This window comes from uncultured Psychroserpens sp., assembly GCF_947501425.1.
In the GTDB taxonomy this organism is placed as follows: Bacteria; Bacteroidota; Bacteroidia; order Flavobacteriales; family Flavobacteriaceae; genus Psychroserpens.
The window spans coordinates 64,549-86,138 of sequence record NZ_CANMVN010000009.1; the positions used below are offsets into that span (position 1 = coordinate 64,549).

The following is a 21,590-nucleotide window of genomic DNA, read 5'->3' on the forward strand; positions in this document are numbered from 1 at the left end:
AGGTAACATTATTTTTAATTTATATTAATCCAAATTGTTCAAAGTGATGATTTAGATGCTTTCGTTCTAATAAATACCACTCATATCTATTTAACTCTCCAAAAACCATATTGTTCAATGTAGCTTCAGGATGCTCTTTAAAATATTCCAAATAGGCTTCTCTTTGAGATTTAAAACGTTCAATTGCTGAAGTTAGATTCTCGTGTTTTAAATCATCAAGTGTATCTTTTTCTAGCAATGGAAATTGACTATTCTTTGGAAATTCATCATAGCTGTATAAACTATTCTTTACTTTCTCAAGAATCTTTTCAGGTGTTGAAATTTCAAAATCTTGGATTTCTCCAGCTGCAATTTTGTAGGTATACTCCAAATGTTCAATCATGTGTTGTGGTGTCATGATGCCCCATTTAGGTTTAGTGTCTTCAGAAAGCTTTGCCAGACATTCATCAATTTTACTATCTGTTATTTCAACAAAAGTATCTTGTTTTTTTTGAACCATAGTTAAAATTGTTGCAACCGCAACCAGAGGACTATCTTTTTCGTTTTTCTGACTTTCGGGTCTGTCCTCAAAATTAGCATCGAATACTTCTACATGCCATTTCACAATACCACTTGGATGTTCTGCGGAAGCGACATCACGATCAACTTTTTCTTTACAAGTCAATCGAACGTAAATGGTATCATTATGGTACAATGGTCTTAAAAATCGAATACTATCTAAACCATAATTAGCTGCTACTGGTCCTTTATTTGGATAGACAAATAGCCCAGCTGCAGCAGAAATTATAAAATAGCCGTGTGCAGTTCGCTTTTCAAAAATACTTCCATCTAAAGAGGTAATATCGGTATGTGCATAAAAATGATCCCAGGTAAGATTGGCAAAATTAATGATATCGGTGTCAGTAAGTGTTCGCTTATGCGTTTTAAGAGACATACCTGGTTGAATGTCTTCCCAATGATATTTAAATGGATGCTGATCTGCTTCCTTATATTTTGCATTTTGCTGATAAATACCTGTAATCTCAGTTATTGTGGTAGGCGAACCTTGAATAGCAGTTCGTTGTAAGTAATGCTTAATACCTCTCATTCCTCCCATTTCTTCACCTCCACCTGCGCGTCCAGGACCTCCATGAACCAAATATGGTAATGGTGAACCGTGACCTGTACTTTCTTTTGCACTTTCACGATTTAGAACCAGAATTCTTCCATGATGACTAGCGGCATTAACCACATAATCTTTGGCGATTTTATCATCATTTGTAGCTATAGAAGACACCAAAGACCCTTTACCCATTTGAGCCAATGTTACGGCTTCATCTAAATTTTTATACGGCATTATGGTACTCACTGGTCCGAAAGCTTCACGCTCATGAATAATCGTATTTTTAAAAGGATGATCTGCACGCAATAGTATCGGACTAATAAAAGCGCCTTTTTTAGCATCAGCTCCAATAGTTTCGATTTTGTCTAAATCACCATACACAATTTGTGCTTCCTTAGCCAGATCATTTACCGAATCTCTAACCGCATCAACTTGCTGACGGCTAACAAGAGAACCCATTCGAACTTCTTTTAACCTTGGATCTCCAATAGTGACTTTATCTAGTGCTTTTCCGAGGGAAATCTGAACATCTTCAACTAAGTGCTCAGGAACGATAATTCGTCTGATCGCTGTACATTTTTGTCCAGCTTTTACAGTCATTTCTTTTCTAACCTCCTTTATAAACAGGTCAAATTCTGGTGTACCTGGCACAGCATCCTCTCCAAGAATAGAGGCGTTTAATGAATCGGCTTCCATAGTAAATGGGACAGACTCCTGTATTAATCTTGGATGCGCCTTAAGCAAGCGTCCTGTTGCTGCAGAACCTGTAAATGTTACGACATCTTGAGATTCAACAGTATCTAAAATGGTTTTGACTGTTCCGTTTATAATTTGTAATGATCCCTCAGGTAGTATACCAGAATCAATAATCGTTTTGGCTACTGCTTCGGCTAAATAGGATGATGAAGGTGCAGGCAATACTACTGCTGGCACACCAGCCATCCAGTTAACAGCACATTTTTCAAGCATTCCCCAAACAGGGAAATTAAAGGCGTTGATATGAACGGCTACTCCTTTTTTAGGCACCATAATATGATGCGCCATAAAGCGTCCGCCACGAGACAGATCTATTGGGTCACCTTCGACATGATAAGGCTGATTAGGAAATAATTTCCTTAAAGATGCATTTGCAAATAGATTTCCAAACCCTCCTTCAATATCTATCCAGCTATCTACTTTTGTAGCTCCTGTTCTGTAACTCAACTCATAAAATGCATCTTTCTTCTTAGTGAGATACAATGCTAATTTTTTCAGCATATTGCCTCGCTCCTGAAAGGTCATTCTTCGAAGTTGCTCACCTCCTTTTGTTCTTCCGTAGTTAAGAATTTCAGGAATATCTAAACCTTCAATAGCGACACTGGCAAATGCTTCTCCAGTGATGGCATCATGAATTGGTGTCCCGTCTTCTTTTCCTGTTGTCCAATGTCCTTGAACGTAATGTTGTATTTTTTTCATAATAACTCTTATGCCATTATTCTTAATATTCTTCCTGTGATTTTTCCTTCTATAGATTTCACATACCCATCTACAATTTTATGCATTGGTACTGGTGTGTTACCTGGAAAATACGCTTTATATTTTTCGAAAGAGTCCTCTACTAAATCTGAGCATACCACATTGATTCGTTTTCCATCGTTTAACTCCAAAGCTACTGCCTTCACAAAACTATTGATAGCGCCATTAACCATAGCTGCACTTGTGGTCATATCTACAGGATCATCAGCTAGAATTCCGGTAGATAAGGTAATTGACCCACCAGAGTTAAGGTAGTCTTTACCTATTCGCACCACATTAACCTGTCCCATCATTTTACTTTTGATACCAATATAGAAATCGTCTTCCGACAAATTATCCAGTTTATCCCATTTTGCATCACCTGCAATAACAACAATGGCATCCAATTTTCCCACAGATTCAAACATCGTTTTGATAGATACTGAATCGGAAAAGTCTACAGTTACATCGCCAGAGGTTCTTCCTGCAATACGCACTTCATGTTTTTCAGACAAGCGTTCTACTACTTTTTTACCAATAGTTCCGTTTCCACCTATGATTAATATTTTCATCTAAACACGTTCTATAATTGCCGCATAGCCTTGTCCAACACCAATACACATGGTAATTAAGGCATACTTTTTATTTTGCTCATGTAATTCTAAAGCTGCAGAATAAGCAATTCTTACTCCTGTAACTCCTAAAGGATGACCAATAGCAATTGAGCCTCCATTTGGATTTAATCTAGGGTCGTCGTCTGCTAATCCCCAAGCTCTCGTGCATGCCAAAGCTTGGGCAGCAAAAGCTTCATTTAATTCGATTACATCCATATCGTCCATTGTTAATCCAGCTTTTTCCAGAGCTTTATTTGAGGCTCGGACAGGGCCTATTCCCATAATTCTTGGCTCTACACCAACCACTGCTGAGCTTACAATTCTGGCTAGTGGTTTGAGGTTGTATTTTTTAACGGCATCCTCTGATGCTATAATTGTTGCGGCTGCACCATCATTTAATCCAGAAGAATTTCCAGCAGTAACACTTCCTCCTTCTTTTTTAAATGCTGCTCTTAGCTTACCCAAAACTTCAAGTGATGTATTAGGCTTTACGAATTCATCTTTTGAAAATTGTATCGGATCTTTTTTACGCTGTGGAATTTCAACCGTTACGATTTCTTTGGCGAGTCGTCCATTGCCTTGAGCTTTAGAGGCTTTCATCTGACTCCAGTAAGCGAATTTATCCTGGTCTTCTCTAGAAATATTATACTTTTCCACAAGATTTTCGGCAGTATTACCCATACCATCAGTTCCATACATTTCATGCATTTTCGGATTTACAAAACGCCAACCAAACGTAGAATCATACATTTTAGAATCACCTCCAAAAGCAGTTGAAGGTTTTGACATCACGTAAGGACCACGTGTCATATTCTCAACACCGCCTGAAATGAATACGTCGCCATCTCCAGCTTTAACTGCACGATTAGCATGAATAATAGCTGATAAGCCAGAACTGCATAAACGATTAACCGTTTCACCTGGAACTGTAAACGGCAATCCAGCTAATAAGGATGCCATTCGCGCTACATTCCGGTTGTCTTCACCTGCCTGATTGGCACAACCCATTATGACATCGTCATAGGCGGCTTTTGGAATGTTCGGATTTCGTTTTACAATTTCTGAAATTACTAATGCACCTAAATCGTCTGTTCTCACAGCAGATAGTGTCCCTTTATAATTTCCTATTGGCGTTCTTACGCCATCTATGATATATGCTTCTTTCATGTAGTTTTATCTTTTATTCTTTCTCGATAATCTTAGCAGATCTCACTGCTTTTTCAGCGTATGTTTTAAAGGTTGCATCCTTACTTGATTCATATATTGCAGTCACCATAATAGTAAACTCATCATTAAGTTCCTTAGCAAACATGAGCATGTAATAGATTTGACCTTCACGCTCCATTGATTGTTTTAAAAACAAAATACGTTTCCCATCATTTTTAAGTTCGCCTTTATCAAGAATTTCAGAGCCTTTATCTTGTGTTATTTCGTTCGCTAACTCTTTTTCTATTTTTTCAAAAGACGATGGTGCAAGCATAGCAACTATACCTGATTTTTGATTCTCAGTAAAATGAGAATTCCCTTCAGACAGGGTAAATATAGTTTTATCAATATCCATCTCTATAACAGAATTGAATAGTATATCTAATTTTTTCTCAACTTCAACCTCATTTTTAACTTCTTCCTCTTGTGTAAATCCGATGCATGTAAATAACATTGTAATAAATACAACGAGATATTTTCTGTTTAACTTAATCATGTGTCCAATCTTTTTGAGTTCTATAAACAACACCTTTGAAAAGGGCTACTAATTCATTACCACGTTTGACTTCTATAATATTAAACCCTAGTTTATTATTTACTTTTTCTATTACAGATTCAGCTACCAGATAATCTCCTTCATTTAATGCTTCTATATGGTTGATACTAGTCTCAATAGACACTGCATATTTACCATGTGTATTGGCCGCAAATCCAAAAGCTGTATCAGCTAATGAATAACTAATGCCTCCATGAGCTTTATTCATACTGTTAAGCATGTCTTTTCTAATGGTCATACCTAATTTGCAACGACCAATCTCACATTCTAATATTTCAATACCAAGCCATTGGCTAAAAGCGTCCTGACTCAACATTTTATATGGTATTTGTTCTCCTTTCATATATTTTAATTTTTCTTTTTTCCATTGATGAAAAAAGAAACCAAAAAATCTAGACTGACTAAACCTTGACTAAATTTTTCTTTTGAATTCTAAACCTTCCGACCTTTTCAGCTAAAAAGCTGAATTCGAACAAGCGGAAGCTTTCTACGAATTCTTCAATTCAAATTTTACGTCAACCTTTAGTAGGTCGACTTGTTTATTAATCAAAAAAACTTTAAGTTTTTCTTATTCATTCTTCTCAGCAATGGGCTACATCTGTAGCGATCTTCATGGTATTCGTTATATAATTCGTCAAGCTTTTGTACACACCATTCAATACCTTTTTCATCTGCCCAAGCCAGTAATCCTTTAGGATAATTAACCCCTTTGGTCATAGCATTATCAATATCTTCAGCGGAAGCAATATTTAAAAACAAGGCATCGGCAGCTTCGTTAATGAGCATGACCAACACACGATCAAAAATTTGTTGCTTGAGAGACGCTTCGACTTCGCTTAGAGCGGCACTATCATCTTCGACTCTCTTTCCGTTTTCATCATAATCATAATAACCTTTACCTGATTTTCGCCCTAAATATCCTGCTTCTGCAAATCGCTTTTGAGTGAATGCTGGTTTATATCTAGGATCAAAATAGAATGCTGTAAATACGGTTTCAGTGACTGTATAATTGACATCATTACCAATAAAATCCATTAATTCAAATGGTCCCATTCTGAAACCACCTAAGGTTTTTAAACTTGAGTCGATTGTTGTAAAATCAGCAATACCTTCCTCATAGATTCTTAGTGCTTCACCGTAAAATGGTCTGGCCACTCTATTCACAATAAAACCAGGTGTATCTTTAGCGACTGCAACTACTTTTTTCCACTCGGAAATAGTTTTCACTGAAACATCTAAAACGTCTTTTGAAGTTTGAATAGCAGGAATGACCTCAACCAGTTTCATTAAAGGAGCTGGATTAAAAAAGTGAATTCCAATACAACGTTCTGGTGTTTGCAAAGATGCAGCAATAGATGCAATAGACAAACTAGAAGTGTTGGACGCAATGATACAATCCTCTGCAACGTAACTTTCCAATTCAGAGAAGACCTTTTTCTTAATGTCTAGATTTTCAATGATAGCTTCAATGGTCAAATTAGAATCTGCTAAGTCCTTTAAGCTGTCTACATAAGAGATATTACTTTGAATCCTGTTTTTTTCATTGGCATCGATACGTCCTTTTTCAATAAGACGACTTAATATTTTTTCTAAAGCAGCTTTGGCTTTGTCTAGTGCTTCGTGATTAGTATCGTATAATTTGACTTTACAACCAGCAGTTGAAGCCACTTGTGCAATACCGCTACCCATAGTTCCACTGCCTATAATTCCTACGTTCATATTTTATTTTTAAATGAGACCTTTCGACTACGCTCAAGGTGACAGGTCTTTTTATTTGCCTTTAAATTCTGGTTTTCTCTTTTCAATGAATGCAGCAACACCTTCAGCATAGTCATCACTTCCTGCTGCTTCAATTTGATTTTTCGATTCTAATGCTAACTGCTCACTCAAATTGTTTGTTAGCGATTTATTAAATGTTTGCTTTATTAATCCTAAAGCCTTTGTAGGTAAGTTGGCCATTTTAGCTGCAATACTATTAATGGTGTTTTCAAAGTCTTCGGAAGGCACATATTTATAGATCATTCCAATACGTTCAGCTTCTTCAGCAGATACCTTATCGCCCAACATCGCTAGTGCAGAAGCTTTTTGGAATCCGATCAATCTTGGCAAAAAGAACGTCCCTGCACTATCAGGTATAAGTCCGATAAGACTAAACGCCTGAATAAAGCTCGCTTTTTCATCGGCAACCACAACATCACAAGCCAAAGCAATATTAGCTCCTGCTCCAGCTGCTACACCATTAACGGCTGCAATGATTGGTTTTTCGATATGTCGAATTCTGGAGATGATTGGGTTGTAATGCTCCTCGAGGATTTTTTTGAAACCCGGATTTAATTCGGGATCGGTAACCTCTTTAAGGTCCTGACCTGCACAAAATGCTTTTCCATTTCCAGACAGGACTATGGCTCTAACCTCGTTATTAGATTCGCATTCGTCTAGAATAGATTGCAGGCTTAAAGCCATTTCACGATTGAAACTATTGAATACGTTTGGTCTGTTAAGCGTGATATACGCTACTTTGTTTTCAATTTTTAAAATAATTGAATTATTATTGCTCATACCTTTTATTTTACAATAGACCTTGGTCGCGTTAGCGATTGAACGGTCTGTTTAAGCTCTTCCCGACAAATAATGGTCGGGAAAGCGAGAAGTGAAAGCGCGACCCTTTGTAGCTTTCAGCGAAAGAGGGTAACGCTATACTTATTTTATTAATTCCTTATGAGATCCTGAATCAAGTTTAGGATCTCAACACGTGATTACTTCAAACATTTAAAATAGTCGAATGGCTCTTGACAATCATCACACTGAAATTGTGCTTTACATGCGGTAGAACCAAATTGACTTACTAATCGTGTGTTTTGCGAACCACAATTGGTACACTTCACGATACGTTTTCCATGGAGCAAAACATCTTTATCAGCCTCAGCTTCCAAAGGTGCTGCTATTCCATAATCTTCGAGCGCTTTACGTCCTCTTGGCGTAATCCAATCGGTTGTCCAGGCAGGATGCAAAATGAGATCAATTTCAGACTCATAGCCTGCATGTTTAAGTGCTTTTTTTATATCATCTCCAATGACATCCATTGCAGGACAACCACTGTAAGTAGGTGTGATTTCAACTTTAACTAGATCACCAATAATCGTGGCCGATCGCACAACTCCCATATCCATAATAGACAATACCGGAATTTCAGGATCTGAGACCTGTTCCAATATTGGAATTAAAATCTTATCTATATTTTGTTCTGTTGTTGTCATAATTATAAGATGCTTCGACTGTACTTACGCTAAAGCTTCAGTAACACGCGTACGCTCAGCAAGCCAAGATTATTATTTACCACTGCATGTTTGGATAAGCGCGTTGCATGTATTGCAATTCGGCTAAAATATATCCTAAATGCTCTGTATGGATGCCATGTTTTCCACCTTTGTGAAAATATTTGGATTCAGGAACTTGGAGCGTAGCTGCTTCCAATACTTCTGAGACATAATTGTAATATGCATCCTTAAGCTGGGTCACATCAACACCTATCCCTTCGGCAACCATAGCCTTGTCAGCATCGGTTTGATGGAATAATTCGTCTGTATACATCCAAAGATCATTGATAGCCTCCTGAATCTTAGCTTTGCTTTCATCGGTACCATCACCTAAACGTTTTATCCAATCTGAAGAGAAACGCTCGTGATAGCTTACTTCTTTGATACATTTATTAGCTATTGCAGACAGCGTTAAATCTGTACTTTTTTGCAATTCTCTTAAAAACATAAGGTGGTAAGCATCAAATAGGAATTGTCGTCCTAATGTGTATGCGAAATTTGTATTAGGTTGTTCAACCAACAATACATTTTTATAGTCACGTTCTTTTCTTAGCATAGCGATATCATCCTCAGAACGACCATCTCCAGCAATTTTTCCTGCATATTGAAAATAGCTACGTACTTGTCCGAATAAATCCAAAGAGATATTGGTACAAGCGATATCGGTTTCCAAATTTGGCCCATGACCACAAAGCTCTCCCAGACGCTGACCTAAGATTAAGCTATTATCTGCAATACCTAAAATATAGTTATATAAATTTTCGTTTTTCATCTTAAAATTTGTTTGATGAGATTCTTGATGTGACACTTCGACTTCGCTCAGTGTGACAGTTCAAGGTATCATATCACTAATTTATTACATATGTTTTACGTCATCTGGCACATCATAAAATGTTGGGTGACGATAGACTTTATCTTGAGCAGGCTCAAATAATTCTCCATTATTTTCAGGGTTTGATGCTGTAATATGTTTAGATTCGACTACCCAAATACTCACACCTTCATTACGTCTGGTGTAGACATCGCGTGCATTTTCGAGTGCCATTTCAGCATCGGCTGCATGGAGGCTTCCAAAGTGTCTATGTTCTAATCCGTTTTTACTTCTTACGAAGATTTCCCAAAGGGGCCAGTTTTTTGTTGACATGACTTTATAATTTTAAACTGCTTGTTTTTCTTTACGCTCTTGCTTTTTCTGAGCATGTGCCATTGCTGCATCTCGAACCCATTCGCCTCGCTCCCATGCACCTACTCTAGCTTTCATACGTTCTTTATTCATTGGTCCGTGACCTTTAACTACTTGCCAAAACTCATCCCAATCAATAGCTCCGAAATCGTAGCTTTGACGCTCTTCATTCCATTTTAAATCTGGATCTGGGATTGTCAGACCTAATACATCTGCCTGAGGCACAGTTTGGTCAATAAATTGTTGACGTAATTCATCGTTGGTCTTACGTTTTAATTTCCATTTCATTGATTGTTCAGTATGAACCGATTTATCATCTGTTGGACCTAACATCATGAGACTAGGCCACCACCATCGATTTAAAGCATCTTGAGCCATTTCTTTTTGCTCAGGTGTACCGTTAGCTAATTTGAGCATGATCTCAAATCCTTGTCTTTGGTGGAAACTTTCCTCTTTACAAACACGAATCATCGCTCTAGCATAAGGACCATAAGATGTGTTGCACAATGGCACTTGATTAATAATTGCGGCACCATCAACCAACCAACCAATTGCTCCCATATCTGCCCAAGTCAGTGCTGGGTAATTAAAAATACTTGAGTATTTTGCTTTTCCAGAATGCAATTGCTCATACAATTCATCTCTAGATACACCTAGAGTTTCGCAAGCACTGTACAAATACAATCCATGTCCTGCCTCATCCTGAACTTTAGCCAGTAGTGCTACTTTACGTCTTAAAGAAGGTGCTCTGGTAATCCAGTTTCCTTCAGGAAGCATTCCTACAATTTCTGAATGGGCATGCTGAGAGATTTGTCTGATATGTGTCTTACGATACTTTTCAGGCATCCAATCTTTTGGTTCGATCTTTTCATCTCTTGCAATTCGTTCATCAAATTGTCTTTCTAAACTTTTGATCTGTTCTTCACTCATAGTTTTTTAGCTTTTAGCTGTTGGCTTTTGCCACAAGCGAGTTATTTTTTCTTTTTCTTTTTTTTATTTTCTTCTTCAAATAGTATTAAACATCGAAATCAACAACTACTTTATCTGTTGTTGGAACTGCTTGGCAGCTCAACACATAGTTCTGTTGAACCTCTTTGTCTTCAAGTGCATAATTAATCTTCATCTCCACTTCACCTTCTTTTACCTGACATTTACAAGTACTACATACACCACCTTTACAGGCAAAAGGCAAATCGGCTCCAGCGTTCAATGCTGCATCTAGAATGTTGTCATAGTCTTTAGTCATAGTGAATAAAAACTCTTTTCCACCATCAACAATGACTACTTCTGTACCTTCTACATTTTGCTGAGCAAGGCGTTCAGCTCTTTTAATATCTTCTTCAGAAAGCCCAGAGACAAACAACTCGTAATGCACAAGTTCTTTTGGTAATCCAGCCTGAACAAGATACTCACTTACATAGTTAACCATTTGCTCTGGTCCGCACAGAAATACTTCGTTAGTATCAGGAATATCAATAAATGTTTTGGTTAATACATTCATTTTTTCATCATCGAATCTTCCGTTGAACAACTCAATATCTCTACGTTCCTTGGTAAGAAAATAATAGATTTCAAGTCTACCAAAAAATGCATTTCTTAATTGCTCTAGTTCTTCTTTAAAGATAATAGATTTTGCTGTTTTATTTACATAAAACAACTTACAAGTTGCGTTGGATTCAGATTTAAGATGTGTTTTTATCATGGATAGTACAGGTGTGATACCACTTCCTGCGGCAAAAAACAAATAGTTTTTTGCTTTGTCTGGAGCTATTGACACACCAAAAGCACCACTTGGAGGCATGACTTCTATGACGTCTCCAGTTTTCAAACTTTCATTAATAAAGGTTGAAAACTTACCACCAGGAATTTGCTTTACAGCAACTTTCCACTGACGATCTATAGGGCTTGAACACAACGAATAAGATCGGCGCACATCTTCACCATTGATATCAGCTTTGAGCGTCAAATGTTGTCCTTGTCTAAACTCAAACTCACTATGAAGTTCTTTTGGAACATCAAATGTGACTACCGAACAATCATTTGTTTCTTTGTATATATCCTGAATTTTTAATTTATGAAATTGAGCCATAAGTGTGCAATAATAATTAAACTAACGCTTGTTAGTTTGGTCAACAAATATACAAAATTTAATTCTTAACTAAGTGTTAATTCCGTCAATGAGAACTTCGCTCAGGCTCTGAGCTAAATCGTTTGCGTTAAGGTCTTCTTTTTTTGGTATCCACAGGTACAGAGAACGCAATGTTGAGAGCATAGAAAACATAATCACTTCAGGATTACTTTGTTTTATTTCTGAAGCTAAGATTCCCTCTTTAATAATCTGCAAGAAGTTATTTTCATAGTCATCTCGCAATTGCAGATAATACTCTAATTGGTCTTCAAGATGCATCCAGTCATTATTTAATGATGCCATACCATTAGTATTGTTGGCTGTTATATCAACATGTAAAGTAACCACACGTTTCAATTTTGAAATATTAGACATTTCAGAATTAATAATGGTAGTCATTCCGTTGGTAAACTCCTCAGCTATAGAAATAATAATCGCTTTTAACAGATCTTGCTTGGAATTGATGTGATTATAAAGACTCGCTGCTTTCATTCCCATAGCAGTAGCCAAATCTCGCATGGTTACAGCACTATATCCCTTTTCTTTAAAAAGTTTAGCTGCAGTATTTATAATTTCGTCCTTCCGGGTTTCTGGTTTCATTGGGACTAAGATACATATTCGATTTAAACTATAAAGAGATGAAACATTTGAACTGTAACAAGGCCATTTTTAATTCATAACTTTGTAAGGTTTTAACGCTAATACCATCTCAATATTCTATGACCACTAAAATAGAAACCAATCCTTTAATTGATAGATTACCTCCTCATTTGAAGCAATTTATCAAACCTCAAAACTATGACGATTATTCACCAATCAATCAGGCTGTTTGGCGTTATGTGATGCGAAAAAATGTATCCTATTTGAGTAAAGTAGCACATCATTCGTATTTGAAAGGCTTAGATATGACTGGCATTTCTATTGATAGTATTCCAAGCATGTATGGAATGAATCGCATTTTAAAAGACATTGGCTGGGCTGCTGTTGCAGTTGACGGATTTATACCTCCCAATGCGTTTATGGAATTTCAAGCCTATAAAGTTTTAGTCATTGCTTCGGAAATAAGACAACTTGAAAATATTGAATACACACCTGCTCCGGATATTATTCATGAAGCTGCAGGTCACGCACCAATTATTGCAAACCCCGATTATGCCGAATACCTAAGACGTTTTGGTGAGATTGGTGCTAAGGCGATCCTCTCATCTCATGACAATGATATGTATGAAGCTGTTAGGTCATTATCAATTTTAAAAGAAGCTGCCGATTCTACGCCTGAAGCTATTGAAAAAGCAGAAGCTCTAGTAAACGAACTTCAGAATAAAAAAGTACCACTTTCTGAAATTGCTAAAATTAGAAATTTACACTGGTGGACTGTAGAATACGGACTCATTGGAACTGTTGAAGACCCAAAAATATATGGAGCAGGACTATTATCATCCATTGGTGAAAGTAAATGGTGTATGACTCATAATGTTGAAAAACGACTTTATAGTATTGACGCTGCAGAAATAGAGTTTGATATCACAAAACCTCAGCCACAACTATTTGTAACTCCCGATTTTGCCTATTTAATGGAAGTTCTTGAGGAATTTTCTGGAACTATGGCATTGAGAAAAGGTGGATTTAGAGGATTACAAAAACTTATAGATTCGCAAAAAATTGGAAGTATTGAACTTAATACAGGTTTACAAATTTCTGGTGTATTTACTGAAATGATCACAGATGAAGACAATAATGTTGTTTTCTTTAAAACCAAAGGACCAACTGCTTTAGCCAATAGAGAAAAAGAGCTGATTGGTCATGGCCAAGATGCTAATCCGAATGGTTTTAGCTCTCCCATTGGAAAACTAAAAGGCATTAGCTTAGCTATTGAAGACATGCAACCCAGAGACCTGAAAGCTTATAATTTTTACGACGGAAAGCGCATAGCCATAGAATACGAAAGCGGAATTACCATTGAAGGTTTAAACGTAACAGGTATTAGAAATGTGTTTGGGAAATTAATCCTCATAGAATTTGAAGATTGCACTGTGGCATACAAAGACAAAATACTATTCTCTCCTGAAGACGGCACTTTTAAATTAGCAGTAGGCTCTTCAATTGTTTCTGCTTTTGCTGGTGCTGCCGATTACAGATCATTTGATAATTTGTATCATGTATCAGATACCAAAACGGTTGTACAGGACAAAAGTAGCAAAACACAAAAATTGGAGTTGCTTTATAAAAGAGTAAGAACTATACGAGAATCTTCAAACGGTACTGAACAGATAGAAGCCATTTTTGATGTTTTGAAAACAGAACACAACGACGATTGGCTTTTGCCTTTGGAGTTGTATGAATTGACTACCTATTCCGACAAAACATTAGGTGAGGCGATTTTAAATCATTTGAAAGGCCTAAAAATTAAACAACCTAAAATAGCCCACTTGATTGATAACGGACTAGAATTAATAAATAAATAGACTATACATTATGGGATTATTAGACTTTATTTTCGGAATAAAAAAACGTCAGGTATCACAATATCTTGATAGAGGTGCTGTGATATTAGATGTAAGGACACAACGCGAAAGGGACAATGGACATATTGAAAATTCCATTCATATTCCATTAAATGAGTTAAATAATCGCGTAGAAGACATCCAGAAGTTGGGCAAACCCGTAATTGCTTGTTGTGCAAGTGGTGTTAGATCAGCTAAAGCAGCCAAATTCTTGAATTTAAAAAACATTGACGCTATCAATGGTGGTGGATGGTTGGATGTTAAGAAAAAGCTATAGCTTTAATTCTAATAACTCTTCTGAAGATTTTACAGGGTTTTGATTGTATTCAAGTGTCCATCCTAGGGAATTAGTTAAAATATAGAACTTAGCCAATTCGCTTATTAATCGGTTTTGTGCATTCGACTTTAAATCTGACGCTTCAATTTTTTTCATTAGAGATTTGTTTACAATCTCTTTTATCTTATTGTAATCTTTAGCTTCAAACTGATTAAAAAAATCAGCTTGAATATCATAATATTCAAAATCAGGACTTATTTTTATTTCCTCTTCAGGTATGCTGATAATACGTAAGGTTTTGGTTAGTTCGTCAATTTCATATTCTATCAGACTAAGGTCATAGCCAATGGTCACATCAGCATTAACAATTACTATAGCTTGCTTTTTAGCTTCTAGAAGATCGGCAAAAACAGCTTTAGAATTTTTATAGGTAAAGACTTCACTGAAATGTCCTTCGGTAACCACAAGCTTACCTACATTTTTCACCTGTTCTTTAATTAGTGCTGTATGTTCTTTAAGCACCATTTGGTCTTCACGTTTATCACCACAATACTTAAACGTGAAGAGCACGATTAATGTGATAACAACTCCGAATAGTATTTTCCGCATATGCTAATTTACACAAAAAAACATTAGTTTTCTCCGACGGTTGAAGCCTAACTAATGTTTTTATTATTGATTAATAGCATTACAAAAATACATCTTGAGATGTATTTTTGTATTAACTTATCTTTAAATGATTTATAAGAAATTCTATTTTTTAAGCTCTAACTTTTCAGCAAAATAATCACAGAAATCTTTCATAGTTGCTGTCATTTTCTCATCCTGAGTAGCCCTGTAAAACGTATTACTCATTTCTACTAAAGTTTGATGAAAAAACTGTTTCATTTCATCAACAGGCATGTCTTTTGTCCACAAGTCAATTCGTAAAGTTTCTTTTGCTTTAGCATCCCAAACCGCTAACATCATTGCTTTAGCTTCTTCATTAGTAATGCCGCCATCTTCTGCTGTCCAATTGAGTTTTTCTGGCACTCTATTTTCGTCAAGTTCAACGCTAAGTTCTATTTTAGATGTATGGTTATTTGCCATTATTTTTGTGGTTTATAATTTGATTTATTAAATATATCTACTGCCTCAGTTTGCAACATTTCTTTTAAAGTCACATCATTTTTGTTCATGTAAGCTCTTACGATTTGCCATCCTATATACTGACCAAGACGACCTGGAGTTTCTCTGTCTAATTCTAAATAAAATTTAGAGAAAGGTGCATCTGCAATAAATCGTCCAGGTAAACTACTATCGGTATCATATAGCATTTCTTCTTTAACAAAGTGCGTCCAGATCATGTCTTCATTAACTTTAGCAAATTCTAACTGTTCTGGTGTATACCCAATTTTCTCTGCATCTGTTTTAAACGGAATCATCTTGTCTTTGAAATAGAGCTGTTTTCCGAAGTAGATCATCTCATCGAGTAAAGTCTTTCTTTGTGATTGGAATATTTGACGTTTACTGTATTCAGCTGCTAAATCGACTACAATTTGAGACGATTTCATATTATTAGCTAAATACCTTTGCATGTTACCATACAACTCATGATCTGTTCCTAAATAATTATCAATACCAATTAAAACAATGCTATCTGTTACTGCTATTTTATTTCTGTAATTCACAAAATCAGTAAGTGTAATAACTCTTGGTTCGTTAAAGGTTTTATCATAATATTTTAGATGCTGAAATAAACCTTCAATATCATTGGTAACTAACTTAAAGTCTCCAAACGTCTCATGAGTAGCTTTATTAAGTAAAACTTGATTTGAATCTTTCATTCTAGTTACCCAAATTGAATCAGGAATTTTATTTGAGAATAAAAAGGGAAATGTTTGTTTCAAGTCTGCTAAACCATCTGGTGTAGAATTAGCAAAAGCACGATCAAAACGTTCTACAATAAAATTAGTTTCAATTTTTGAAATTTCAGTTTCAATGGCGTTATCATCTTTACATCCAAAAAGGGTCAATAGAATAAGACCAAATAATGCTATTTGTTTCATAAGCTGTTATACAAAAACTAAATCTTAGTAAATTTTTATTACTAACGCTATTACGTTATTTTTGTTTTGCAAAGGTACTATTATTAGATAAAAAAAACTTACTAAAATGCAAACAGAAAAAGTTGTTGATTATATTGTAAACTGGCTTAAAGATTATGCTACAAACGCTGGTGTTAAAGGTTTTGTTATTGGAATTTCAGGCGGAATAGATTCTGCTGTAACTTCAACATTATGTGCAAAAACAGGTTTAGAGCTGCTTTGTATTGAAATGCCTATCCATCAAGCTGCAAGCCATGTAAGCAGAGCACAAGAACACATTACGCAACTAAAACAACGTTTTTCTAATGTAAGAGACACACGTGTAGATCTTACTCCAGTATTTGAAGAGTTTAAAACTGAAGTCTCACTTGATGGCAAACAGGCTACTGTAGATATGGCTTTAGCTAATACACGTGCTAGATTAAGAATGACCACTCTATACTATCATGCCGGACTTTTAGGACTATTAGTTGCTGGTACCGGAAATAAGGTTGAAGATTTTGGCGTAGGATTTTACACTAAATATGGTGATGGCGGAGTTGACTTGAGTCCAATAGCCGATTTACTTAAATCTGAAGTCTATCAGATAGGAGCCTATCTAAACGTACCCGATTCAATAATGAATGCAGCGCCTAGTGATGGCCTTTTTGGAGACGCTAGAAGCGATGAAGATCAAATTGGAGCCACTTACCCTGAATTAGAATGGGCTATGCAAATGAAGGATGAGGGCAAAACTGAGAATGACTTTGAAGGACGCCAAAAGCAAGTGTTTCAAATATTTATGAGATATAATCGCTCAAATACCCATAAAATGATTCCAATTCCAATTTGCGAAATTCCTAAAGAATTAAAATAATCATTGAATTTATTATTAAAAACGACCGATTATAATCATTTTTTTACTAATTTTATGGTGCAAATCTCCACATTCTTGAACTTGTTTTAATAGGTTCTGGCACTCTATACTAACTAACTAACCAATTAATTTATGTATTATGATCAAGGTATTAGTCGTTGACAACCATCCTATCGTAACTACAGGCTTTAGACTATTGTTTGAAAATCATGACGAAATTAAAGTTGTGGGTACTGTAGCAAGTGGTGTGGATATTTTTGAATTTGTAAGACGACATGAAGTCGATGTCATAGTTTCAGAAATTGAACTCCCAGAATTAAACGGAATTACTGCACTTAGAGCAATTAAAAAAGAACATGGACATATTAATATTATCATGTTTAGCTATCATCCTGAGGAGATTTATGCGATAAGCACTATTAAAGCTGGAGCTTCAGGCTATGTTTCAAAATCAGAACCAACAGATGTCATTATTAAAGCTATCAAATTAGCTCATCAAGGTGAGATTCATTTAAGTGATAAGATGTCAAAACATCTTAACTATAACGATACTAGGAAATCTAAAAGCAGAATCTATAAACGATTATCCACTAGAGAAGTTGAAGTACTAAAACTGTTATCCTCTGGTAAGAAAAACAAGGAAATAGCTAAAGAGCTAAACATAAACGAAAAAACCGTAAGCACTTATAAAGCTCGTTTGTTCAAAAAGTTAAATGTAAGTAATCTTATTGATCTTGTGAATCAAGGTAAGCAGTTAGATCTAACTTAGACTTTACCTCCAACAACTTTACCCAGTTTTCTTGAGAGTAGCATTTTTAGGCCTACGTAATCTTTTACATCCTCAAGAATACTTCGTGAGTTAGAGTCTTCTGATAAAGTATCATTTTGGTATTCAGCAACTTTTTTATCAATCAAGAAACATCTTAAGGTCAAAATAGTTTGTGTAACTAATTGAGCAATGGTATGTTTTTTCTCCTTGGGAATGATATTATTGCGTTCCCAGTCGTGTAATCTGTAACGCTCATCATTCATTAAAATCGTTGTAACATCACTAGCCAATTCCTGATCCAATTGATTTACAAAATTTCGTGTAGAAAACTCTGGTTCCTGATGAAGAGTGTCTATGATAGAATAGTACAACAATTTGAAATTAGGATTTGTAAACTGCATTTCATCCTCCTGCAAGTCCAGATATATTTTTTCAAAAACTTTAGCACTATGAATCACAGGCTCTAACTGTAATTCTCCATCTTCTGTTTCCTTCAATACCAAATCTTCAAAATCTTCAGTCTCTGTTCCGTAAAGTAAAAGTATCTCTATAATCTTTCGCTCTAGCTCATATTGAAGGTCAATTTTGGGCGCTTTAGTTTCAGACTTAACCACATCAAATGCCTTTTGCTTTTGCTGTGCTTTATATGTTTTATTAGCCTCCTGAGCATCTTTCTTATTAATCTGAGCCAAGGTTGTAAACAAGACATCTTCACTTATATCCATAATACGTGAACATTCTTGTATGTAGATCTCTTTTTTAATCTGATCGGGAATTTTAGAAATACTATTAACGATATCTCTTATGGTTTCAGCCTTTTTTATAGGATCATTATTAGCTTCTTTGATCAAAAGAGATGCTTTAAACTGGATAAAATCTTTAGAATTATCGTTGAGATATGAGGTTAACTCTTCTAAGGTATTTTGCTTAGCAAAACTATCGGGATCTTCTCCTTCCGGAAAACCACACACCTTTACATTCATCCCTTGTTCGAGAATCAAATCTATACCACGAAGTGATGCTCGAATTCCAGCAGCATCTCCATCAAAAAGCACTGTGATATTATTGGTCAAACGATTAACAAGTCTGATCTGTTCTGGAGTTAAGGCTGTTCCTGAAGATGCTACAACATTCTTAATCCCTGTTTGATAAAACTGAATCACATCAGTATACCCTTCAACTAAATAACAATTATCCTCCTTGGCAATAGACTGTTTAGCATGATAGATCCCATAAAGAATTTTACTCTTATGATATACTTCACTCTCTGGAGAATTTAAATACTTAGCTGCTTTTTTATCTGAAGTTAAAATTCGTCCACCAAATCCTAGTACGCGACCACTCATACTATGTATAGGAAACATAACACGCCCTTTAAAACGATCAAACTTTTTATCAGGCTTAACTATGGTAAGTCCAGTTTTTTCTAAAAACTCTAGTTGATATCCTTTCTTTAAGGCCTCGTCTGTAAAAGCTTGCCATTCATCAAGACAGTATCCTAAATTAAATTGCTTGATCGTTTCATTGGTAAATCCACGTTCTTTGAAATAGCTCAAACCAATAGCTTGCCCTTGATCTGTTTTGAACATAATACGCTCAAAATATTCTTTAGCAAACTCGTTCACCAAATACAGACTCTCGCGTTCATTAGCCTCCTGCTTTTGCTCATCGGTTTGTTCGGTCTCTTCTATTTCAATATTGTATTTTTTAGCGAGATACTTAATAGCTTCTGGGTAGGTAAAGTGTTCGTGCTCCATTAAAAAAGTAACAGCATTTCCTCCTTTTCCACTGGAAAAATCTTTCCAGATCTGTTTTACCGGAGACACCATAAAACTTGGAGAGCGCTCATCACTAAACGGACTCAATCCTTTGAAATTACTTCCAGCCTTCTTTAATTGTACAAAATCACCAATAACCTCCTCTACTCGAGCAGTTTCAAATACTTGTTCTATGGTGGATTTTGATATCAAAATTAATACATTTTAAAGACGATAAAAATAAACAAATTAAATCATAAAAAACACCTGTAAGGCGAATCAAAATAGCCTATTCAGATTCTAATTCTTGTAAAATAATGAATCCTACAAAAATGACTCAAGTTTTATATACATACTTTCATTGTGCTAATAAATTCATTATTTTCACCATAAAATTACGCTCATGAAGTTTATAACGTACACCATATTGATCTGTGTATCAATCTTATCATTCAACTGCAAAAATGATGACGATATAGGAACAATAGATCCACCAGATCCTCAACTCACAGAGAATGTTGAGATTTATAACGGTAATCTTATAGATAACAGCTACACATTTGCTATTGAAAATGGAGGCACAGCGTCTTATTTACTGGACAAAGCTGGACATAAAATCAAAGAGTGGGAATTTGCAGATAATCTTGGCAACGATCTGGAATTATTACCTAACGGAAAACTTCTGGGTATTTTTAAAGTCGAGGATCCCGACTTCTTTTTTGGAGGTTATGGTGGAAAACTAATGATTATTAATGACGATGGCTCTGTAGATTGGGAGTTTGAATACGCTTCTGAAGACTATATTGCTCACCATGATGCCGAACTATTACCTAACGGAAATGTGTTATTTATCGCCTGGGAAAAAATAGAGACTATGGAAGCTCAATCTCATGGTGTTGAAACAGTAAATCCTATTTATCCTGAAATACTTATTGAAATTAATCCACAAACTAATGAGATTGTTTGGCAATGGCGAAGTTTTGAACATATCATTCAAGACTCGAATGATACTGCTCTTAATTTTGGTAATGTTAGTGAAAACCCGCAACGCATAGACATCAATTATGATGTTATTGATAATGGAGACATAATGCATGCCAATAGTATCGATTACGATGCTGACAACGATATTATTTATTTAAGCGTTAACTATTACAGCGAAGTATGGGTCATCGACCATAGCACAACAACTGCCGAAGCAGCCACTAATTCTGGTGGAAATTACAACAAAGGTGGCGATCTACTCTACCGATTTGGAAATCCAACAGCCTATAAGAACACACAAGGTACCCGATTATTTTATAACAATCATTTTCCTAATGTTATCAAAGACAATAATCCAGGAGCTGGACATATTATTGTTTTTATGAATGGTGGAAATACAGGGCAGTCTGTAATTTATGAACTTGAAATGCCTGTAAATTTTAATCTCACTCCCAATACTGATAATGAGCCTAATGTGGTCTGGAGCTTTACTGATCCTGATCTATTTCATGGAAGAATCTCTGGTGCTGTTCGATTAAAAAATGGAAACACACTAATTGCAGAAGGCGATTATGGCTTTTGGGAAGTTACAGAAGATAGTGAAGTGGTTTGGAAATATAACGGACTAGGAAAAAACTTCTGGCGTGCTTATAATTATAATCTTGATGACCAGGAGATATTGGATCTCAATTTAGAATAAACAAAGAGGGTAAGAACAGCTATGATTCTCACCCTCTAATTTTGGTTGACTAACTT

Annotated in this window: 22 protein-coding genes; 5 read left to right on the forward strand and 17 right to left on the reverse strand. The window is 35.7% G+C overall.

Annotation, left to right across the window (positions count from 1 at the left end; genetic code table 11):
* Positions 1-19 precede the first annotated feature (19 nt).
* The 13 genes from paaZ to Q0951_RS14340 all read right to left on the reverse strand — a co-directional run bounded on the left by paaZ (position 20) and on the right by Q0951_RS14340 (position 12,200).
* Positions 20-2,557 (reverse strand): phenylacetic acid degradation bifunctional protein PaaZ, encoded by a 2,538-nt coding sequence (gene paaZ, locus Q0951_RS14280; protein WP_299338170.1) that lies wholly within the window; start codon positions 2,555-2,557, stop codon positions 20-22.
* An 8-nt stretch (positions 2,558-2,565) separates the two neighbouring features.
* Entirely contained in the window at positions 2,566-3,168 is a 603-nt protein-coding gene (locus Q0951_RS14285) for a short chain dehydrogenase (RefSeq protein WP_299338173.1), read from the reverse strand.
* Positions 3,169-4,377 carry a 3-oxoadipyl-CoA thiolase gene (gene pcaF, locus Q0951_RS14290; RefSeq protein ID WP_299338176.1) on the reverse strand — a complete coding sequence of 403 codons (1,209 nt, stop codon included), beginning with the start codon at positions 4,375-4,377 and terminating at the stop codon, positions 3,169-3,171.
* A gap of 13 nt (positions 4,378-4,390) precedes the next feature.
* On the reverse strand, positions 4,391-4,912 hold the full coding sequence (locus Q0951_RS14295) for a hypothetical protein (RefSeq protein ID WP_299338179.1): 522 nt from the start codon (positions 4,910-4,912) through the stop codon (positions 4,391-4,393).
* Positions 4,905-5,315 carry a hotdog fold thioesterase gene (locus Q0951_RS14300; protein ID WP_299338182.1) on the reverse strand — a complete coding sequence of 137 codons (411 nt, stop codon included), beginning with the start codon at positions 5,313-5,315 and terminating at the stop codon, positions 4,905-4,907. Before Q0951_RS14300 ends, Q0951_RS14295 begins: the two co-directional genes overlap by 8 nt.
* Positions 5,316-5,518: 203 nt before the next feature.
* On the reverse strand, positions 5,519-6,691 hold the full coding sequence (locus Q0951_RS14305) for a 3-hydroxyacyl-CoA dehydrogenase NAD-binding domain-containing protein (RefSeq protein ID WP_299338184.1): 1,173 nt from the start codon (positions 6,689-6,691) through the stop codon (positions 5,519-5,521).
* Between the two features lie 51 nt (positions 6,692-6,742).
* Positions 6,743-7,531 carry an enoyl-CoA hydratase-related protein gene (locus tag Q0951_RS14310; protein ID WP_299338187.1) on the reverse strand — a complete coding sequence of 263 codons (789 nt, stop codon included), beginning with the start codon at positions 7,529-7,531 and terminating at the stop codon, positions 6,743-6,745.
* Positions 7,532-7,728: 197 nt separating this feature from the next.
* Positions 7,729-8,229, reverse strand: a complete 501-nt coding sequence (gene paaD / locus Q0951_RS14315; RefSeq protein ID WP_299338190.1) for a 1,2-phenylacetyl-CoA epoxidase subunit PaaD — start codon at positions 8,227-8,229, stop codon at positions 7,729-7,731.
* 76 nt (positions 8,230-8,305) lie between these two features.
* Entirely contained in the window at positions 8,306-9,097 is a 792-nt protein-coding gene (paaC, locus tag Q0951_RS14320; protein WP_299338192.1) for a 1,2-phenylacetyl-CoA epoxidase subunit PaaC, read from the reverse strand.
* 48 nt (positions 9,098-9,145) lie between these two features.
* Complete coding sequence (paaB, locus tag Q0951_RS14325) at positions 9,146-9,433, reverse strand: 1,2-phenylacetyl-CoA epoxidase subunit PaaB (RefSeq protein ID WP_299338197.1); 288 nt, start codon at positions 9,431-9,433, stop codon at positions 9,146-9,148.
* A 12-nt stretch (positions 9,434-9,445) separates the two neighbouring features.
* Complete coding sequence (gene paaA, locus Q0951_RS14330) at positions 9,446-10,402, reverse strand: 1,2-phenylacetyl-CoA epoxidase subunit PaaA (RefSeq protein ID WP_299338200.1); 957 nt, start codon at positions 10,400-10,402, stop codon at positions 9,446-9,448.
* 85 nt (positions 10,403-10,487) lie between these two features.
* On the reverse strand, positions 10,488-11,561 hold the full coding sequence (locus Q0951_RS14335) for a 2Fe-2S iron-sulfur cluster-binding protein (protein WP_299338203.1): 1,074 nt from the start codon (positions 11,559-11,561) through the stop codon (positions 10,488-10,490).
* 69 nt (positions 11,562-11,630) lie between these two features.
* The gene (locus tag Q0951_RS14340; protein WP_299338206.1) at positions 11,631-12,200 is read right to left on the reverse strand and encodes a TetR/AcrR family transcriptional regulator; all 570 of its coding nucleotides are present in this window, start codon (positions 12,198-12,200) and stop codon (positions 11,631-11,633) included.
* A 119-nt stretch (positions 12,201-12,319) separates the two neighbouring features.
* Between Q0951_RS14340 and Q0951_RS14345 the strand changes: the two genes are divergently transcribed.
* Positions 12,320-14,065: an aromatic amino acid hydroxylase gene (locus Q0951_RS14345; protein ID WP_299338208.1), complete on the forward strand. Its 1,746-nt coding sequence runs from the start codon at positions 12,320-12,322 to the stop codon at positions 14,063-14,065.
* A gap of 10 nt (positions 14,066-14,075) precedes the next feature.
* Positions 14,076-14,381: a rhodanese-like domain-containing protein gene (locus tag Q0951_RS14350; protein ID WP_299338211.1), complete on the forward strand. Its 306-nt coding sequence runs from the start codon at positions 14,076-14,078 to the stop codon at positions 14,379-14,381.
* Here the strand turns inward: Q0951_RS14350 and Q0951_RS14355 are convergent.
* The 3 genes from Q0951_RS14355 to gldB all read right to left on the reverse strand — a co-directional run bounded on the left by Q0951_RS14355 (position 14,376) and on the right by gldB (position 16,429).
* Positions 14,376-14,990 carry a DUF4230 domain-containing protein gene (locus Q0951_RS14355; protein WP_299338214.1) on the reverse strand — a complete coding sequence of 205 codons (615 nt, stop codon included), beginning with the start codon at positions 14,988-14,990 and terminating at the stop codon, positions 14,376-14,378. The two genes, Q0951_RS14350 and Q0951_RS14355, sit on opposite strands and share 6 nt — an antisense overlap.
* Positions 14,991-15,134: 144 nt before the next feature.
* A complete protein-coding gene (gene gldC, locus Q0951_RS14360; RefSeq protein WP_299338216.1) occupies positions 15,135-15,470 on the reverse strand; it encodes a gliding motility protein GldC in 336 nt (111 codons plus the stop codon).
* The gene (gene gldB, locus Q0951_RS14365) at positions 15,470-16,429 is read right to left on the reverse strand and encodes a gliding motility lipoprotein GldB (protein WP_299338219.1); all 960 of its coding nucleotides are present in this window, start codon (positions 16,427-16,429) and stop codon (positions 15,470-15,472) included. Before gldB ends, gldC begins: the two co-directional genes overlap by 1 nt.
* 106 nt (positions 16,430-16,535) lie before the next feature.
* Between gldB and nadE the strand changes: the two genes are divergently transcribed.
* Both nadE and Q0951_RS14375 read left to right on the forward strand, forming a co-directional pair.
* A complete protein-coding gene (gene nadE, locus Q0951_RS14370; RefSeq protein WP_299338221.1) occupies positions 16,536-17,324 on the forward strand; it encodes an NAD(+) synthase in 789 nt (262 codons plus the stop codon).
* Positions 17,325-17,463: 139 nt separating this feature from the next.
* Complete coding sequence (locus Q0951_RS14375; RefSeq protein WP_299338224.1) at positions 17,464-18,093, forward strand: response regulator transcription factor; 630 nt, start codon at positions 17,464-17,466, stop codon at positions 18,091-18,093.
* Here Q0951_RS14375 and dnaG read toward each other — a convergent pair.
* Entirely contained in the window at positions 18,090-20,063 is a 1,974-nt protein-coding gene (gene dnaG / locus Q0951_RS14380) for a DNA primase (RefSeq protein ID WP_299338227.1), read from the reverse strand. The genes Q0951_RS14375 and dnaG overlap by 4 nt on opposite strands.
* 190 nt (positions 20,064-20,253) lie before the next feature.
* On the opposite strand from dnaG, the gene Q0951_RS14385 reads away from it, so the two are divergent.
* The gene (locus Q0951_RS14385; RefSeq protein WP_299338229.1) at positions 20,254-21,534 is read left to right on the forward strand and encodes an aryl-sulfate sulfotransferase; all 1,281 of its coding nucleotides are present in this window, start codon (positions 20,254-20,256) and stop codon (positions 21,532-21,534) included.
* Positions 21,535-21,590: the final 56 nt, after the last annotated feature.

Bases quoted from the DNA above. Each gene is read 5' to 3' on its own strand.
- Q0951_RS14355 (WP_299338214.1), bottom strand. From the start codon at position 14,990: ATGCGGAAAATACTATTCGGAGTTGTTATCACATTAATCGTGCTCTTC.
- Q0951_RS14375 (WP_299338224.1), top strand. From the start codon at position 17,464: ATGATCAAGGTATTAGTCGTTGACAACCATCCTATCGTAACTACAGGC.
- paaA (WP_299338200.1), bottom strand. From the start codon at position 10,402: ATGAGTGAAGAACAGATCAAAAGTTTAGAAAGACAATTTGATGAACGA.
- paaD (WP_299338190.1), bottom strand. From the start codon at position 8,229: ATGACAACAACAGAACAAAATATAGATAAGATTTTAATTCCAATATTG.
- paaB (WP_299338197.1), bottom strand. From the start codon at position 9,433: ATGTCAACAAAAAACTGGCCCCTTTGGGAAATCTTCGTAAGAAGTAAA.
- gldB (WP_299338219.1), bottom strand. From the start codon at position 16,429: ATGAAACAAATAGCATTATTTGGTCTTATTCTATTGACCCTTTTTGGA.
- pcaF (WP_299338176.1), bottom strand. From the start codon at position 4,377: ATGAAAGAAGCATATATCATAGATGGCGTAAGAACGCCAATAGGAAAT.
- nadE (WP_299338221.1), top strand. From the start codon at position 16,536: ATGCAAACAGAAAAAGTTGTTGATTATATTGTAAACTGGCTTAAAGAT.
- Q0951_RS14340 (WP_299338206.1), bottom strand. From the start codon at position 12,200: ATGAAACCAGAAACCCGGAAGGACGAAATTATAAATACTGCAGCTAAA.
- gldC (WP_299338216.1), bottom strand. From the start codon at position 15,470: ATGGCAAATAACCATACATCTAAAATAGAACTTAGCGTTGAACTTGAC.
- Q0951_RS14300 (WP_299338182.1), bottom strand. From the start codon at position 5,315: ATGAAAGGAGAACAAATACCATATAAAATGTTGAGTCAGGACGCTTTT.
- Q0951_RS14385 (WP_299338229.1), top strand. From the start codon at position 20,254: ATGAAGTTTATAACGTACACCATATTGATCTGTGTATCAATCTTATCA.
- Q0951_RS14305 (WP_299338184.1), bottom strand. From the start codon at position 6,691: ATGAACGTAGGAATTATAGGCAGTGGAACTATGGGTAGCGGTATTGCA.
- Q0951_RS14350 (WP_299338211.1), top strand. From the start codon at position 14,076: ATGGGATTATTAGACTTTATTTTCGGAATAAAAAAACGTCAGGTATCA.
- Q0951_RS14285 (WP_299338173.1), bottom strand. From the start codon at position 3,168: ATGAAAATATTAATCATAGGTGGAAACGGAACTATTGGTAAAAAAGTA.
- Q0951_RS14335 (WP_299338203.1), bottom strand. From the start codon at position 11,561: ATGGCTCAATTTCATAAATTAAAAATTCAGGATATATACAAAGAAACA.
- paaZ (WP_299338170.1), bottom strand. From the start codon at position 2,557: ATGAAAAAAATACAACATTACGTTCAAGGACATTGGACAACAGGAAAA.
- Q0951_RS14310 (WP_299338187.1), bottom strand. From the start codon at position 7,531: ATGAGCAATAATAATTCAATTATTTTAAAAATTGAAAACAAAGTAGCG.
- Q0951_RS14295 (WP_299338179.1), bottom strand. From the start codon at position 4,912: ATGATTAAGTTAAACAGAAAATATCTCGTTGTATTTATTACAATGTTA.
- Q0951_RS14345 (WP_299338208.1), top strand. From the start codon at position 12,320: ATGACCACTAAAATAGAAACCAATCCTTTAATTGATAGATTACCTCCT.